Origin of the sequence: Proteus sp. NMG38-2 (assembly GCF_020640995.1) — a bacterium.
Classification (GTDB): domain Bacteria; phylum Pseudomonadota; class Gammaproteobacteria; order Enterobacterales; family Enterobacteriaceae; genus Proteus.
Window position 1 is genome coordinate 719,829 of record NZ_CP085481.1, and the last position, 17,037, is coordinate 736,865.

Here is a 17,037-nt window from a genome sequence, read left to right on the forward strand (position 1 = left end):
ATATATAAGGGGTGTGTAATGGTTAAGAATGTGTTGAAAATTTCAACATTAGCAATGTTTGTCGCATTCAACGTGAATGCTGCGACAGTCGATCTTCGTATTATGGAGACGTCTGATGTTCACAGTAACTTAATCGACTTTGACTACTTCAAAGACAAACCAACAGAACAGTTTGGGTATGTCCGTACTGCTAATTTAATTAAAGCAGCAAAAGCTGAAGCAACCAATGCGATTTTAGTTGATAACGGCGACTTGATCCAAGGTAGCCCACTGGCTGACTACCAAGCAGCTAAAGGCTTAGAAAAAGGCGAATCTCATCCAGCTCACCAGCTGATGAACACCATGGGCTACACAGTCGGTAACTTTGGTAACCATGAATTTAACTATGGTTTAGATTACCTGAAAAAAGCCATCGCTGGTGCTAAATTCCCTTACATCAACGCCAACGTGATGGATGCGAAAACAGGCAAAAACTATTTCACACCTTATATCATTGTTGATACACCAGTAAAAGATCGTGATGGTAAAGAACACACTATCAAGATTGGTTATATCGGCTTCGTACCACCACAGATCTTAATCTGGGATAAAGCCAATCTGGATGGTAAGGTCGTTGTAAACGATATTACAGAAACAGCGAAAAAATTCGTCCCTCAAATGAAAAAAGAGGGTGCTGACCTGATTGTGGCTATTCCTCACTCTGGTTTTGCGTCAGAGCCGTACAAAGCAATGGCTGAAAACTCTGTTTATTATTTAAGTGAAGTTGAAGGCATCAATGCAATCATGTTTGGTCACGCTCACGGCGTATTCCCAAGCAAAGAATTTGAAGGTATTAAAGGCGTAGATACAGCGAAAGGTACTGTAAACGGTGTTCCTGCTGTTATGCCTGGCCAATGGGGTGATCACTTAGGTGTTGTTGATATGGTTATCAATAACGACAGCGGTAAATGGGTGATGACTGAAGCAACAGGTGAAGCGCGTCCTATCTTTGATAAAGCAAACAAAAAAGCATTAGTTGAACGTGATGCTGAATTAGCTCAAATCATCGAAAAAGCACACCAAGGTACCCGTGATTTCGTGGGTAAACACATTGGTAAAGCTTCTGCCAACATGTACAGCTTCTTAGCATTAGTACAAAGTGATCCAACTGTACAAATTGTTAATGATGCACAAGTTGATTACACCAAACACTTTATTCAAGGTGATCCGAACTTAGACGGTTTACCAGTATTAGGTGCAGCTGCGCCATTTAAAGCGGGTGGTCGTAAAAATGCACCAGCAGACTTCGTAGAAGTTGAAAAAGGTGACTTAACATTCCGTAACGCTGCAGACTTATATCTGTATCCAAACACATTAGTGGTTGTTAAAGCGACCGGTGCGGATGTTGTTGAATGGTTAGAATGTTCAGCGGGTATGTGGAACCAAGTTGATCCTAACTCAACTAAACCACAAGAACTGATCAACTGGGATGGTTTCCGTACTTATAACTTCGACACCATTAGTGGTGTGAACTATAAAGTTGACTTAACTCAACCAGCTAAATATGACGTTGATTGCCAAGTCGTTAATAAAGATGCGAATCGTATCAAAGAAGTGACTTACGAAGGCAAACCAATCGATCCTAAAGCAACATTCCTGATCGCAACAAATAACTACCGTGGATACGGCGGTAAGTTTGCTGGTACAGGTGAAGCGAATATTGCGTTTGCATCTCCAGATGAAAACCGTGCAATCTTAGCTTCTTACATTGCTAAACAAACTAAAGAAAAAGGTGAAGTTGCGACTAAAGCCGCTAACAACTGGTCATTCTTACCTATTAAGACTGATAAAGCGTTAGATGTCCGTTTTGAAACTTCACCAAGTGAAAAAGCGGCTACATTTATTAAAGATTTCGCTCAATATCCAATGACCTTCGTGGAAAATGATGAAATTGGTTTTGCAATTTACAAAATCGATTTAACTGAGAAGAAATAAGCAATTAAACCTGCCCGTTCAGGGCAGGTTTTTTCTTACCTTTTTGAACCAAAAGAGTGGTGTTATGACTCTTTAAGGGGATTTTATGCGCTTTATGAAGCTATTGCCTGCTGCTTTTGCGTTAGTGTTAGCAGGATGTGCAACGCAAGCACCTGAAATTACAGAACCATTAAAACCTCAAGCTAAATTAGTTGAAGGCGTATCTTGTATTTTACCTGATGCTCCAACAGCACCTTACGACTACATTGCTTCTAATGATCGCTATGGTCAAAACAGCACAGCATCAACAGATTACTTTAAGTTAGCGATTAACTACTCACCGGCTTTTTGTGATTATAAAAGTAATAATATTAAACGTTTAAATAACGATAATGAAAAAGATCGTGCAAAACGTGAGTACGATAAATTTGAAATCCAATGCTTCTCAGATAATAAATTTGGTTGGATTGTTCATGGGCTGTGGGCTGAAACCTGTGATGGTAAATCATGGGAAGACTGCCGTGATTGGAAAGACATACGCAAGCATCCTCGTTTATGTAAAGGCGATTTACCACCTTTAGAATACTCTGCTATCAAACCTTATCTGTGTGATTCTCCGGGTATCGATCTGTTACAAGGCGAATGGGAAAAACATGGTGTTTGTGCGTTTGATACACCAGATGCATTCTTTGGTAAACAAAAAGAGTTGTATGAAGCGTTAGTATTACCAGAAGGCCGTCCTTCAAATAGTGCATTGATTAAGTTCTTAAAAGAACACAATCCATCACTGAAGGATAAAGAAATTCAAATTAATCGAGATGAATTCTATATCTGTTATAGCAAAGATTTCGAAGTAATTGATTGTCCGAAACGTGAATTTTGATCTTAGGGATAAATTTTAAATGAACCATAAATATAAACTCGTTGCACTTGCTGTAAGCTCAGTCTTATTAGCAGGTTGTGCAAAGAACTACGACGAAGCTAATGTTGTTGATGTGCGCGTTATCGCAATGAACGACTTCCACGGTGCGCTAAAAGCGCCAGGTCCAAACAAACCTGGTGGCATTGAGCATATGGCTACGTTAATTAAAGAAATGAAGAAAGATAACCCGAACAACATCGTTGTTGCGGCGGGTGATATGGTTGGTGCAAGCCCACTGTTATCTTCAATGTTCCATGATGAGCCTTCAATTGAAGCATTATCATTAGCAGGCTTAGAAGCAACTTCTGTGGGTAACCATGAATTTGATAAAGGCATGGGCGAATTACTGCGTAAACAAAACGGTGGTTGCCACCCAGTAACGGGGTGCCAAGGCCCAACTGAGTTTAAAGGCGCAGATTTCCAATACTTAGCAGCTAACGTTATTGTTAACGAAACTGGCAAAACATTATTCCCAGAATACGTTATTAAAGAATTCAACGGTATTCCTGTTGCATTCATCGGTTTAACTTTAGAAGGTACTGCGGCTATCGTAACACCTAAAGGAACCGAAGGTTTAAGCTTCCACAATGAAGCAAAAACAATTAACGCATTAGTGCCTCAGTTAAAAGCAAAAGGCGTTCAAGCAATTGGTGTTCTGATCCACGAAGGTGCTGCACAGCGTCGTGATGGTGGTCCAGTTAATATCAACGCATGTAATGGTATTACAGGTAAAGTTCTGGGTGTTGTTGAGCAATTAGATCCAGCTATCGACTTCGTTGTTACTGGTCATACTCACCAAGCTTACAACTGTACTATCAACGGTAAATCAGTGACATCGGCACAGTCTAATGGTGCAATGTTAACGCGTATCGACCTGAAATTAGATAAAACAACGAAAGATGTTGTTGATATCGAAGCTCGTAACATTTGGGTTGATAACCGTAAATACGAAAAAGATCCAGCAATCACTAAACTGTTAGAAGCTTACGAAAAAATTGCTACCCCATTAGCTAACCGCATTATCGGTAAGTTAGAAGGCAATTTAACTAAGCAAACTAACGATGCGGGTGAATCTGCACTGGGTCAAGTGATTGCTGATGCACATTTATATACGGCTAAACCAAAAGATATGGGTGGCGCACAAATCGCGTTTATGAACAGCGGTGGTATTCGTGCTGATATGACCGGTGGTGATGTTTCTTATAACGCAATCTACACTGTACAGCCATTCTCTAACGTACTGTTAACTCAAACATTAACGGGTGAGCAAATCAAGCGCCTGTTAGAACAACAGTGGGATCGTTCACGTCCACAAGTGTTAGCGATTTCAGGTAACTTCCAGTACACATGGGATAGCAAAGCATCTAATGGTAACCGTGTTATCGTTGAATCAATGAAAATTGACGGCAAACCAGTGGATATGAAAGCATCTTACCGTGTTGTGGCTAACGAATACTTAGCAACAGGTGGTAGTAACTTCTCTGTACTGAAAGAAGGTAAAGATCCAGTTTACAGCGTGCCAGATGTTGATGCAGTCGTGAAATACTTTGCTGAGCAGTCTCCAATTGCTCAACCAAAAGCGAATAACATCACACGTAAATAACGTATTTTCATACGCCTTGTGAAAATCGCACCTTTTACTTTGGTAAGGGGTGCGTAAATAAATAAAGAGAGCAAAGTGTTGAACACAAAGGGTCCATCCCTACCTTTGTATTCATTGCGCACTTTGCTCTTTTTTTATGGAATTTTTAGAGTGGTGGTATAAGGCTGCCATTCTTGCTTTGTGGGCATATAATAAAAAAAAGCCCACAGTGGCTGTGGGCAAGGAATGAAAGTAAAAAAAGAGGGTATTATTTAGGGTCTTTTGTCAGATGTCTGTTCTAACATTTATTTGAAGATTTTAAAGCGTGAATCATCTTCCATATAATTCTTCTCACCAGCCTCTTGTTCAATTGAACCAAAGACCATTTGAGCTCTTAATTTCCATGTTTTTGGCAGATCCCAAGTTGCATGAACTTCGTCATCAATAATTGGGTTGTAGTGTTGTAATGAAGCACCTACGTTCTCTGCTGCTAATGCAGTCCAAACAGAAAGTTGTGCCATACCACTTGCTTGCTCTGACCATACAGGGAAGTTCTCAGCATACAGTGGGAATTGCTCTTGCAGACCTTTTACGATATCAGTATCTTCGAAATACAAAATTGAACCAGCACCTGCGGCGAAGCTATTAATTTTTGCTTCAGTTGCACTGAATGCTTCTGCGGGTACTAATTTTTTCAGGGTATTTTTAACGATATCCCACAGTTTTTGATGTTGTTCACCAAACAGAACAACCACACGAGATGTTTGTGAGTTAAATGCAGTTGGACTCTCTTTAACCGCTTCTTTGATAATCGCCGTGACTCTGTCTTCGCTAATTGGAAGTTGATTACCTAAATGATAAATTGTTCTACGTTTTTTCATTAAATCAGTAAATGCGTTAGACATGATGTCTCCTTGATAAATTTAAGCGCTTAAAGCGTGTCTTAGCTTGGGCTAATCTATGGACATACTATAGGGGCTATTGGTGATTTATTGATATATAAAAAATTTAATCAGTTACGTCAAAATATTCGACTTAGTTTTTAACTGCTTGATTTAGATTCTGTTTATCTTCATATCTAAACTCAGGAGCAAGCTGGCTAATACCTAATCCACCGGCTTTCTTCACTTTGATCTGTACCGGAATGCGTTCTTTCATGGCTTCTACGTGACTAATCACACCAATAATTTTGCCAGAAGCATTAAGGCTATCGAGTGCATCTAATGCGATATCTAGCGTATCAGGATCGAGTGTGCCAAAACCTTCATCTAGAAATAGTGACTCAATCTGTGTCTTATTACTGACCAAATCAGAAAGTGCGAGAGCGAGCGATAAACTGACTAAGAAACTTTCTCCTCCCGAGAGAGTACGTGTATCTCGCAACGCATCTGCTTGCCATGTGTCTGCAATTTGTAGTTCAAGGCTTGCAGGTGTTTTACGTTGTAAGAAATAACGTCCATGTAGTTTTTCTAAACGGTGGTTAGCTAAATAAATCAAATGATCGAGAGTTAATCCTTGAGCAAAACGGCTAAATTTATCCCCTGAAGCAGAGCCCACCAATTCGTTTAAGTAACTCCAATCATCAAATTGAGCTTGCTGTTTAGCAATATGGGTCAATAGACTTTGTTGCTCTTTGCGTTTTTCTTCATCAGTGCGTAGTTGCTCTTGGATGCGAAATTTTGTCTCTTGTAAGTGGGTTATTTGTGTTTCTAACAGCAATAATTGAGCATTAATTTGTTCGATGTTTTGCTGTGTTGCCAATAATGGCTGTTGTGACAAATGTTGTTGATATGTCTTTTCTTGTGTATCTAAACGTGTTTTTTCTTGTAGTAGTTTATCAAGCCGTTGTTTTTGTTGTTCTTGTAAACGGTTCCTTTCTTCGACTGATAACAAGGATGCTAAAAATGCATTTTCGTCAGCAAAGGGGCTGTTTTTTAACGTATTGTGATATTGCTCAATAATGCTTTGTGAAAGTGTATGAAGCCGTTGTAACGATTTTTCATTTTCCTGATATTGACCAATAAGTTGATTTAGACGAACTTCAAGTTGGTTTTTTTCTTCGCTATATTGCTCAATTTGTTTTTGTAATAACTGACTTTTTTGTTCTAACTCATTACGCGCATCTTCTGTGGTTTGTGTCCCGAATAACGCTTGGCGTTGTGCTTTCAACTGTTCTTGTTGTTGATGTAGTTGTTTAAAGTGGATTAAAACATGCTCAAGTTCTTTTTGAGTTTCAGCTAAATAGCGTTTTCTCTCTTCTTGCGTTAATGACAATTCACGAATTATTTGCAGTAATTCCTGATGTGCTTTTAATGTCGATTGATATTGTTGACTCTCTGTTTTACGCGCATTAAGCCATTGGTTTTTTTCTTCAAATTGGCATAACTGATAACCTTGTTGTTCAACTCGAGATTGTATCTCTTGTGCTAATTGTGTCTGTTGTTGCAAATATTGTGCTGTTTGTTGCTGTTTATTGATGACTTCTTTTTGTTGTTGAGTAAATTGATTTTGTTGATGAAGAATCGCTTGCTGTTGTTGATTAAACAGCTCTTTGGTATCAGATAACAGTTTGTATTCTTGCTGAAGTTTTGCTTCTAATGCTTGGTAATTTACTCGTTTTTGCGTCAGCAAATTATCTTCTTTTTCAAGCTTGGCATCTAATTGAGTTAAAGTATCTTCTTTGCAGTCAACATCAGGCAATGCGTGTGTTTGGGCTAAGGTTTGCCATTGTTGTTTTAATGTCGTTATATCTTGGGTGAGTTGTTCACTATCTTCATTGAGTTTTTTGTTTTGGGCTTGATAGTTAGCGCATTGTGTTTTTTGTTCCACTAACTCTATTGTTAATGTATGAACTTGTTGCGTTAAAAGATCTAATCGTGTTTTTGTTTCGTCTGGTTTAATTTCCTTATATTTTTCAACATAAGGATGTTCCGTTGAACCACAAACAGGACATGGGGTGTCTTTAACTAAACGTTGTCTCTCTTCTTCATATTCTGCTAACTTTCGTATTAAAAGATAATTATCATTTAAATCTTTAAGATGCTGTTCTTTCTCTTTTAAAACAATGTCATTTTTGTGAATACTCTCAGTCAACATAACTATTTTTTGCTGATTATCTGACAGAGTTCTTTGGTACTGATGTTCTGCTTTTATCGCTCGTTGTAATTGAGCTTGTAATCCCATCAGTTTAGCAAGGGCATTTCTTTGTTGTGATATTTGCTGTAAACGAGAAGGGATAGCTGTAATGGCATCAGCTTTATTTTGTTGCTCAAGTTGTGTTTCCAACTCCTTTAATTGCTGTTGCTGTAAATTAAGACTGTGCTGTTGTTGCTCTAGCGCTTTAGTTGCTTTTTCTAAGCCGAGTTTGAGAGTGTGTTCTTTTTCTTGCTCTGTTTTTTCACTCTTTTTGCTCACAAAATATTTTTCTGTGATTTCATCATATTGCTCAAAATAGCGTTGCCATAAAGGTAGATTTTCAGCAAGTTGAGCATAAGCCGTATGTTGGTTTAAATAATCATTTAATTCACTGGCTTGTTTTTGTGATGTTGTTAGTTGGTGTGCTGTTGATTGAATTTTTTCCAGATATTCTGATTGTGTTTTTTCGAATGCACTTTTTTGTTGTGTTTTCGCTGAAATATCTTGTTGTAGCAAGGCTAATTGATTATCTAATGGCGCCACTTTTTCACGAATAAGTTGTAATATTTGCTGTTTCTTCTCATCGTGTTGTTTAAATGTGTTACGTGCTTCGGTTAAATGCTGATTAATTGGTTGGCTTTGTTGCTCAATAAGCTGTTTTTCGGCCTTTAATGCTAAGAGTTGCGACTCAATATAGGCTTGTTCTTTTAATAGGCGATTTTTTTCATCATAAATCGGGCGAATTTTTTCTGCAGGTTCACTATTTTCAAGACGTTGAATATCAGGTTTTGCTGCCACTAATGCTTCTTGTGCTAAATTAACCTCAGTTTGCGCAAAAGTTTTGTTTTTATTGAGTTCAATCTCTTTTTCTTGCCACTGTTTTGCTACTTGATATTCCTGTTGTTCTTTTTGTAAGAGGCTCTCTTTAGCAAAAAGATCTGTTTGTTCCGTTAATAAAGCTTGGCGGGCATTTTCATCTAATAATGCCATCATTTCAGCCTGTTGCTTGAGTGTTTTTAACGTTTGTTCTTCTTCTCGCCAATGTTTAAAGATTGATTGGGAAATATGACGATAAATATCTGTACCAGTGAGTTCTTCGAGTAACTCCGCGCGAGATTTGTCATCTGCATTAAGAAATGCTGCAAATTGTCCTTGTGAAAGCAACATTGATTTAGTAAATCGGTCAAAATCCAGCCCTGTAATATTAATGATCATCTCTTTTACTTGGCTTATCTTGCTCGCTAATATTTTGTCTTCCCCCCCAGTGATATTTATTTTGACGAGTTCAGCTTGTGGTGCCTGAAGATTGCCATCTTCTTTATAATTAGCACGGCGTTGTTCCCAAAATGCACGATAAGCGACACCTTTGACTTCAAATTCAACTTCGGCTAAACACTCTGCGGTATGGCGCGTCATTAATTCATTTTGAGATTGTGTTACTTTATCTAATCGAGGGGTTCTATGATAAAGCGCTAAACTAATGGCATCTAAAAGAGTGGTTTTTCCCGCACCGGTAGGGCCTGTAATCGCAAACAATCCGTTGCTAACAAAAGGCTCTTGGTTAAAGTTGATTTTCCATTCACCTTTTAAGGAGTTAATATTTTTAAAGCGCAGACTTAAGATTTTCATTTTACTTCGTTATCCTCTTGTTCTGCCATTTCAACTGCTTGTTTAAATAATGTGGTTAATCGCGTTTTAGTTTCTTCTGAATCAAACTCATGTTGTTCTAAACGTCTTTCAAAAACATCATAGACCGTTAATTCTGTCAGTGTTTCTTTTTCATTTTGAGTGAGCACTTGGCGTTGTTTTCTAGATCTTCTTAATAAAACCACATCAAAAAGTGGGTTGTTAGTTAACTCTTGAATACGAGTTTGTATATCACTGAGATAATCTTGTGTAGAAACTTCAATATCCAACCAGATAGTCGTCTCTGTTTCAGCATATTGGTTTTTAAAATTTTCAAGCTGTGTGGCTATTTCTTTTAATGATCCTGCAATTGTACGCAATAGCTGGAATTCGGGGATAGGGAGTAGCGTAAGCTCAGCTAATTTATCTTGCTCAAAATCGATAAGGCAGACACTTTTTTGTTGTCCACTCTCATCAAAACTTAAAGGAATTGGTGAACCACTGTAACGAATATGTCCTGATTTATTCACCACTTGAGGGCGATGAATATGGCCAAGAGCAATATAATCAAATTCAGGAAATAGGGTTGCAGAGAAGGCTTCTAAAGTACCGATATATATTTCACGTACAGAATCGCTCACACTTGCACCAATCGTTGTCAGATGGCCTGTCGCAATAATAGGGATCTTGGCGTTCAATTGTTCACGTAAATCGAGAGCTGCTTGATATTGAACTTGATAATAATCAGCAATCGCTTCTTTTAGCGCGTTTTGTTTTTCAGCACCGGATTGCCCACTTCGGCTAGTTATCATATCTCTAGGGCGTAGATAGGGGATCGCACACAGTAATGCTCCTGGCGCGTTATCTTTTTGACGAAGAATTAACGGTGCTTGCGGCGTTTCGGTATGAACACTGGCAATAACAGTGGTATTTAAACATGCCAATAGTGATTTAGATTCATTGAGTGTTGCGACGGAATCGTGATTGCCACCTAAAATAACTAATTGGCATTGTGTGTCTCTCATTGCAACAACAAAGCGATTATACAGCTCTCTGGCATAGCTTGGGGGTGAGCCAGTATCAAATATATCACCAGCAACAATTAGGGCATCAACTTGATGAACCTTAATTTGTACTAATAACCAATCAAGAAATTGTTGATGTTCTTGTGCGCGGGTTTTAGTAAAAAAATATTGCCCTAAATGCCAGTCTGATGTGTGAATAATCCGCATTGCTATCCCTCTTTTTTATTTGCTCAGAGTATAGCGCACCTTGCTTTTTTAGTGAAAACTCAACAGTAAGCCTTTTTTTGAGCGATTTTTCACCAAAAAATGATTTATTTACCTTAACAACACCATGGTATTTCAGTAATGTTAAGGTTAGTCATAAATCTGTCATAAAACTGCATCATAATCATTTTGACCCTCTATATACATTACACAGGATAGAGTATGGCAAGGCGTATTCTTGTTGTTGAAGATGAAACCGCAATTCGAGAGATGATCTGTTTTGTTTTAGAACAAAATGGTTTTCAACCAATTGAAGCAGAAGATTATGATTCTGCATTGAGTTTTCTTATCGATCCTTACCCTGATCTGGTTTTATTAGATTGGATGATCCCCGGAGGCTCCGGTTTACAGGTAATAAAACAGATGAAGCGAGAGAGTAATACTCGTGACATCCCTATTATTATGTTAACGGCAAAAGGGGAAGAAGAAGATAAAGTCCAAGGCTTAGAAACGGGAGCTGATGATTATGTTATCAAGCCCTTTTCACCTAAAGAGCTTGTCGCCCGTGTGAAGGCAATTTTACGACGTTTATCACCGATGTCAGCGGAAGATATCATTGAATTCAATGGATTATCGCTTGATCCTGTTTCTCATCGAGTAACGAGTCAAGATAAACCGATTGATATGGGGCCTACCGAATTTAAACTCCTGCACTTTTTTATGACTCATCCTGAACGCGTATATAGCAGAGAACAACTGCTAAACTATGTTTGGGGAACGAATGTTTATGTCGAAGACCGTACTGTGGATGTGCATATTCGTCGTTTACGTAAAGCCATTGAAGAAGATGGTCATGACCGAATGATACAAACAGTACGTGGAACGGGATATCGCTTCTCTGCCCGTTTCTAAGTCAATATGGGAGTAATCGTCAGGTGTTAGAACGACTATCATGGAAAGCCCTCGTCTGGGGGCTATGTCTATTTTGCTTACCTGCCTTTGTATTATCGCTTTTTATTGGCCATCTTCCTTGGCTACTGGTGGTATCACTTCTTAGTGCTTTGGTTTGGCATGCTTATAATTTGATGAAATTGTCTAAATGGTTATGGCTCGATCGCTCAGTCTTACCCCCCGAAGGCAGAGGAGGATGGGAGCCTATTTTTTATGGTATTCGACAAACACAGCAACGTAATCGTAAGCGACGTCGAGAATTAGGTGATTTAATTAAGCGTTTTAGAAGCGGGGCTGAAAGCCTACCTGATGCGGTTGTAATGATGACCAATGAAGGTAATATTTTTTGGTGTAACAGCTTAGCTCAACATTTATTAGGTTTTCGCTGGCCAGAAGACAACGGGCAAAATATTTTTAATTTATTACGTTACCCAGATTTCTTGCACTATTTTACCGCAGGCGATTTTAGTCACCCTTTAACGATTTCTCTTAATAATGGCTCTATTGTGGAATTTCGTGTGATGCCATATAGCGAAGATCAGCGCCTAATGGTAGCGCGAGATGTGACAGAAAAAAATAAACTAGAAAATGCACGACGTGATTTTTTTGCCAACGTGAGCCACGAATTAAGAACGCCTTTAACCGTTATTCAAGGCTATCTTGAAATGATGGAAGAAAATAGTGCAGAAAAACCCGCAGAACATAAAGCGATAATGACAATGCAGGAACAAGCTAAACGGATGGATACGTTGGTAAAGCAGCTCTTACAACTTTCCCGTATTGAATCAGCTCCTCATATTGATTTAAATAAGATTGTCGATATACCCGCCATTTTAACCTTATTGCAACAAGAGGCAAACTCACTAAGCCAAGGCCAACATCATATTACCTTTGATATTGATGAACAGTGGGCTGTACGTGGTAATGAAGAGCAGTTGCGTAGTGCCGTTTCTAACTTAGTCTATAACGCGATTAATCACACAGAAGAAGGCACAACAATAAAAGTTAGCTGGAAGAAAATTCCTCAAGGTATGTTATTTAGTGTTTCCGACAATGGTTCAGGGATCAGTGCTGAACACTTAACACGTTTAACAGAACGTTTTTACCGTGTTGATAAGGCACGCTCTCGTCATTCTGGTGGTACAGGATTAGGGTTGGCAATTGTGAAAAAATCACTGCTTCATCATCATTCACAATTGAATATTGAAAGTAAAGTTGGGAGTGGAAGTACGTTTTCTTTTATTCTGCCTCAAACCTTACTATCTGCTAAAAAAGTACACTAATCAGTTTTTCTATTTAAAGCCTTTATCATCTAATGTTTAATTAGTGATAAAGGCTTTTTGTCTTTTTATCACTCTTTTCGATGTCAATAAAAACTAATATCGTAGCGTTAAATTTTAATATTATTAATTAATAAGAACTTTAAATATGGCTAATGACCAATATTATTGGTGATAAAATGCACAAATCATATCATGTATATTCGGTGATATATGATAGTTATAACTACCTCTGAAAAATAGTTTAGATGATTATTCTGGTTTTTGGATTGGCTATTGCCTTTTTTCATTATAAAAGTTTTACTTGTGCCCAGTTATCGGCAATTTTTTCTATTTGATACCTAATTGCTCTGCATGAAATGATTATATGTGGATATTATCCTGAATAATAATGATATGAGCTCAAATAGATATTGTTGATTTTATGTTGCGCCATCTTGGCGTTATTTAACCATTATTGTAACTACATATTAACAAAACTTATGGCACATAGATTAACTTCCAGAGATATTCTGGCATTAGGGTTTATGACCTTTGCCCTTTTTGTCGGTGCTGGCAACATTATTTTTCCTCCTATGGTGGGTTTACAATCCGGTGAATTTGTTTGGACAGCTGCAATCGGCTTTCTTATTACTGGTGTTGGTTTACCTGTATTAACCATCGTTGCATTAGCTAAAGTTGGTGGAGGCATTGAAGCATTAAGTACACCTATTGGTAAATCAATGGGGCTGTTATTAGCAATTGTTGCTTATCTTGCTGTTGGTCCTCTTTTCGCAACACCACGTACTGCAACCGTCTCTTTTAAAGTGGGTATTGCTCCTTTAGTGGGTGATACTGAAATGTCATTGCTGATTTATAGTATTGTCTATTTTTTAATTGTTATTGGTATTTCGCTTTATCCGGGGAAATTACTAGATAGTGTTGGTCATATATTGGCACCGATTAAAATTTTGGCATTGGCGGTATTAGGTGTTGCCGCGATATTTTGGCCTGCTGGTGGTGCTATTCCTGCTACAGAAGCTTATCGAGATATGGCATTAACTCAGGGCTTTATTAACGGTTACCTCACCATGGATACATTGGGGGCTATGGTTTTTGGTATCGTGATTGTTAATGCGGCTCGCTCTCGAGGTATTGATAATTCATCACTGTTGACGCGTTATACTATGTGGGCGGGAATTATTGCAGGTATATTATTAACTGCAATTTATTTGAGTTTATTTAAATTAGGCTCTAGCAGTGGCAGCATTATTCCCGGCGCTCAAGATGGTGCAGATATTCTACATGCTTATGTTCAATATACGTTCGGTAACTTTGGTAGCTTCTTTTTAGCTGTCTTGATCTTTTTAGCCTGTATGGTGACCGCGGTTGGTTTAACCTGTGCATGTGCAGAGTTCTTTAGCCGTTATTTGCCTATCTCTTATCGTGTATTAGTGTTGATTTTAGCGATATTCTCAGCTGTTGTTTCAAATTTAGGCTTGAGCAAACTGATCGCGTTTTCTATCCCTGTGCTGATTATGATTTATCCACCTTGTATTGTGATTATTTTAATGAGTTTCACATTACGCCTGTGGAATAATCCAAGCCGTATTATTGCACCAGCAATGGCGGTTAGTTTATTTTTCGGTATTTTTGATGCCATTAAAGCATCTGATTATTTGAAACACTTATTACCAGAATGGGCGACAAAACTACCGTTGAGTGAGCAAGGTTTAGCGTGGTTGATCCCAGTATTAGTGACGATTGTTGTCTGTGGTATTTACGATAAAGTGGCAGGCTCACAGAGTAAAAAAGTGATCCATACTGAAGCCATTAATAAGTAATAAAGTATATTGATTGTAAAAATAAACAGGGAAACGAAAGTTTCCCTTTTTTAATGATATATATTTGAGGTATTAATTAACAGAAGTCGAGTTCTGTTTTCTGTGCAACAGGATGCTGGTCTTCATCTAAATAGTAATGAATACCAGCGACGATCCCATCTTCACCTTCATAGAAGATCTTAAAACGAGTACGATTGCCGTCATGATAAGCAATAACTGCACTACCGCCTTTTCCTAAGCAGAACTGATGGAGATCACCTGTTGAGATACAAATACTATCGTCGCCAGATACCGTGACTTTACAGTTATCACCTGTATTAATGGCTACAGAGTTATTTCCTGTAACATTGATTTGCGCTAAATCACCTGTATTGGTGACTTTTGCTCGATCTTGAGAGGCCGTAATAAAATTACGCATACCGCTATTGGCGATATGAACGCCATTACCTGAGGCATAAATTTTGACATCATTGCCACTATTACAAATACGAGAGCGTCCACCTAAACTACCAATACGACACTGATTTCCTGTATTACACACTTTCCCTGCAAAACCAGTATTCATCAATTGATTGCTATAACCTGTGTTGGAAATGCTATTTTCATCACCAGAAAAAGCCACGATGTTATTATTGCCACACAAAGCGAGATCAGTGCTTAGTTGCTGACTTTTTAAGATCAATTGATGCCATTCGGTAGAAAATTGAATATTTTCAGAAGCTGGCAAAGTGTTGTGATAGGGCAGACGTTGTAATGTCACGCCTTGCTGTTGTTCATTGCCGAGCAGGAACAAGATGTTTTCCATCACTTCTTGTTCCTGTTTGGCAAAGGAGGCTTCACTAAAATGACGTAAATAAATATATTGAATAAAGCTTTCTATCCACTGTGTACGGCGCTGTTTTATTAACTCACAATGGATAGCACTGTAAGTGCCCCCATCAGGAAAATAACGTAAAAACCAACGATAAAGCGAAGTTGAAACATGCAGTTGTCGTAAGTCTTCTTTTGTTAATGTGATATTTTCCTTTGAAGGGACTGACATATAAGCTCCTTAATCCATGTATTAATTAGTGTCTATGGTAACCGTCAACCATACTGCGAAATGTTTGGAATGGTGTTTTTCCTGTTGTACACAGATAAAGGTGACCAATAATAAAAAAGACACTACATACTGCTAATATTTGGTGCGCGATTAATAACCAAGCTTTAAACATTACGGCATCAGCAGGAATAAATGCTGGATTTTGAAGTAAAACACCGGTTATCAAAAGGAGTGGAACTAATGCATACATCACACCTAAATAAGCCATTTGTTGCAGTGGGTTAAATTTCACATTTGGCGTTGCTGGGAAAGGGTGATCTTCTCCTTTAATAATTCCATAGAGATAAAAACGGGTTTGCATAAAAGCACGTTGAAACCAGTTTTTACCATCAATGCGATAAAATTTACCATTACCGCCGACAAGATTAATGAATACAAAAGATAACCAGCACACCAAGAGAAGATAACCACAGATTTCATGCACACTGACTAATAACGCTGTATCGTGAGCAGAAAGTAGGGCGAAATGGTTAATGCCACCGCTAAGAAGCAATAAAATAAATAAAGAGGCGTTACTCCAATGCCATAAACGTACGGCTTTAGAGTAAAGGTAGAGCTTCTCTTCTTTATGTGATTGACCATGTGGTGTAGCAAAGCGATAGCGTAAAAAACCATGAAGTGCGAGCACGAGTAGCATGCCAACGAATAATACACCCGCAACAATAAGCCAAAGCGGTAAATAATCTGGTGTATAAATTAAAACATACTCTTTTAGTGCAGCTTGGAACTGGGCACTGTCTGGCATGGTATTGACGATACTCATACTTTACCCTCCTCTTGAACGTGAGGCCCTACACGGCGATAGAGATGGGGTTTTCCTACACCATCAAGTTGATAAATATAATAATCGTGTGTTTTAAGCCATTCTTGAATTTGAGGGCTGTCTTCTCTACCAAATAACAAGGCATTTTGTGGACAAGCACTCACACAAATTGGTGGGAAACCTTTTTGTAATCGAGACTCAAGACAAAAATCACATTTATCAGCAACATGTGTCACTGGGTTAAGATAACGTACTTGGTATGGACATGCTGATATACAGTAGCTACAGCCAATACATTTCTCTTTATCTACACGCACAATACCATTGGTTTCATCACGCCAAGATGCACCTGTAGGGCATACAGGAATACAAGGAGCGTCTTCACATTGCTGGCAAGAGTGTCTAAAGAAATGGTACTTATCGTTGTCTTCTTTTAGGCTTAATGGAATATGAGCAATATCCATTCTTGCCATTCCTGTTGGAACTTTATTTAATCGACGGCATGCAGTGGCACAAATATTACAACCATTACAAAGCGTCTCATCATGGATCATGGCATAACGGATTGGTTTCTTTTCAGCGGTTGCCGCAAGTGCGCTTCCTAGTGGCGCACTGAAAAAAATGACCGATCCCATGCCTGCTACAAATTTACGGCGAGAAACACGCATTAT

The 17,037-nt window shown here is 38.4% G+C and carries 12 protein-coding genes; 6 read left to right on the forward strand and 6 right to left on the reverse strand.

The window, feature by feature from the left end; translation table 11 throughout:
• The first annotated feature begins 18 nt into the window (after window positions 1-18).
• The 3 genes from LG402_RS03400 (at window position 19) to LG402_RS03410 (ending at window position 4,478) form a co-directional block, all read left to right on the forward strand.
• On the forward strand, window positions 19-1,974 hold the full coding sequence (locus LG402_RS03400; protein WP_166539465.1) for a bifunctional 2',3'-cyclic-nucleotide 2'-phosphodiesterase/3'-nucleotidase: 1,956 nt from the start codon (window positions 19-21) through the stop codon (window positions 1,972-1,974).
• A gap of 85 nt (window positions 1,975-2,059) precedes the next feature.
• On the forward strand, window positions 2,060-2,836 hold the full coding sequence (locus tag LG402_RS03405; RefSeq protein ID WP_109408027.1) for a ribonuclease T2 family protein: 777 nt from the start codon (window positions 2,060-2,062) through the stop codon (window positions 2,834-2,836).
• Between the two features lie 19 nt (window positions 2,837-2,855).
• A complete protein-coding gene (locus LG402_RS03410; protein WP_166539466.1) occupies window positions 2,856-4,478 on the forward strand; it encodes a bifunctional metallophosphatase/5'-nucleotidase in 1,623 nt (540 codons plus the stop codon).
• A 284-nt stretch (window positions 4,479-4,762) separates the two neighbouring features.
• On the opposite strand, the gene LG402_RS03415 is transcribed toward LG402_RS03410, so the two are convergent.
• The 3 genes from LG402_RS03415 to sbcD form a co-directional block, all read right to left on the reverse strand.
• Complete coding sequence (locus LG402_RS03415) at window positions 4,763-5,362, reverse strand: nitroreductase family protein (protein ID WP_109408025.1); 600 nt, start codon at window positions 5,360-5,362, stop codon at window positions 4,763-4,765.
• A 130-nt stretch (window positions 5,363-5,492) separates the two neighbouring features.
• Entirely contained in the window at window positions 5,493-9,221 is a 3,729-nt protein-coding gene (locus LG402_RS03420; protein ID WP_227336433.1) for an AAA family ATPase, read from the reverse strand.
• Window positions 9,218-10,450, reverse strand: coding sequence for an exonuclease subunit SbcD (gene sbcD / locus LG402_RS03425; protein ID WP_227336434.1), 1,233 nt, complete (start codon window positions 10,448-10,450; stop codon window positions 9,218-9,220). Before sbcD ends, LG402_RS03420 begins: the two co-directional genes overlap by 4 nt.
• Window positions 10,451-10,669: 219 nt before the next feature.
• Here sbcD and phoB point away from each other — a divergent pair, with 219 nt between their 5' ends.
• The 3 genes from phoB (at window position 10,670) to brnQ (ending at window position 14,501) form a co-directional block, all read left to right on the forward strand.
• Complete coding sequence (gene phoB / locus LG402_RS03430) at window positions 10,670-11,359, forward strand: phosphate regulon transcriptional regulator PhoB (protein WP_072069424.1); 690 nt, start codon at window positions 10,670-10,672, stop codon at window positions 11,357-11,359.
• Window positions 11,360-11,382: 23 nt separating this feature from the next.
• Window positions 11,383-12,681, forward strand: coding sequence for a phosphate regulon sensor histidine kinase PhoR (gene phoR, locus LG402_RS03435; protein WP_109408021.1), 1,299 nt, complete (start codon window positions 11,383-11,385; stop codon window positions 12,679-12,681).
• 479 nt (window positions 12,682-13,160) lie between these two features.
• Window positions 13,161-14,501: a branched-chain amino acid transport system II carrier protein gene (gene brnQ / locus LG402_RS03440; RefSeq protein ID WP_109408020.1), complete on the forward strand. Its 1,341-nt coding sequence runs from the start codon at window positions 13,161-13,163 to the stop codon at window positions 14,499-14,501.
• A gap of 76 nt (window positions 14,502-14,577) precedes the next feature.
• Here the strand turns inward: brnQ and ydhT are convergent, their stop codons facing one another.
• The 3 genes from ydhT to LG402_RS03455 are packed head-to-tail and all read right to left on the reverse strand — an operon-like array spanning window position 14,578 to window position 17,034.
• A complete protein-coding gene (ydhT, locus tag LG402_RS03445) occupies window positions 14,578-15,543 on the reverse strand; it encodes a protein YdhT (protein ID WP_227336435.1) in 966 nt (321 codons plus the stop codon).
• Between the two features lie 25 nt (window positions 15,544-15,568).
• Window positions 15,569-16,366: a thiosulfate reductase cytochrome B subunit gene (gene phsC, locus LG402_RS03450; protein WP_166539470.1), complete on the reverse strand. Its 798-nt coding sequence runs from the start codon at window positions 16,364-16,366 to the stop codon at window positions 15,569-15,571.
• On the reverse strand, window positions 16,363-17,034 hold the full coding sequence (locus tag LG402_RS03455; RefSeq protein WP_109408017.1) for a 4Fe-4S dicluster domain-containing protein: 672 nt from the start codon (window positions 17,032-17,034) through the stop codon (window positions 16,363-16,365). The genes phsC and LG402_RS03455 overlap by 4 nt, the downstream gene beginning before the upstream one ends.
• Window positions 17,035-17,037 lie beyond the last annotated feature (3 nt).

Coding starts and splice junctions, on each gene's coding strand:
- LG402_RS03400 (WP_166539465.1), top strand. CDS start 19: ATGGTTAAGAATGTGTTGAAAATTTCAACATTAGCAATGTTTGTCGCA.
- LG402_RS03405 (WP_109408027.1), top strand. CDS start 2,060: ATGCGCTTTATGAAGCTATTGCCTGCTGCTTTTGCGTTAGTGTTAGCA.
- LG402_RS03410 (WP_166539466.1), top strand. CDS start 2,856: ATGAACCATAAATATAAACTCGTTGCACTTGCTGTAAGCTCAGTCTTA.
- LG402_RS03415 (WP_109408025.1), bottom strand. CDS start 5,362: ATGTCTAACGCATTTACTGATTTAATGAAAAAACGTAGAACAATTTAT.
- LG402_RS03420 (WP_227336433.1), bottom strand. CDS start 9,221: ATGAAAATCTTAAGTCTGCGCTTTAAAAATATTAACTCCTTAAAAGGT.
- sbcD (WP_227336434.1), bottom strand. CDS start 10,450: ATGCGGATTATTCACACATCAGACTGGCATTTAGGGCAATATTTTTTT.
- phoB (WP_072069424.1), top strand. CDS start 10,670: ATGGCAAGGCGTATTCTTGTTGTTGAAGATGAAACCGCAATTCGAGAG.
- brnQ (WP_109408020.1), top strand. CDS start 13,161: ATGGCACATAGATTAACTTCCAGAGATATTCTGGCATTAGGGTTTATG.
- ydhT (WP_227336435.1), bottom strand. CDS start 15,543: ATGTCAGTCCCTTCAAAGGAAAATATCACATTAACAAAAGAAGACTTA.
- phsC (WP_166539470.1), bottom strand. CDS start 16,366: ATGAGTATCGTCAATACCATGCCAGACAGTGCCCAGTTCCAAGCTGCA.
- LG402_RS03455 (WP_109408017.1), bottom strand. CDS start 17,034: ATGCGTGTTTCTCGCCGTAAATTTGTAGCAGGCATGGGATCGGTCATT.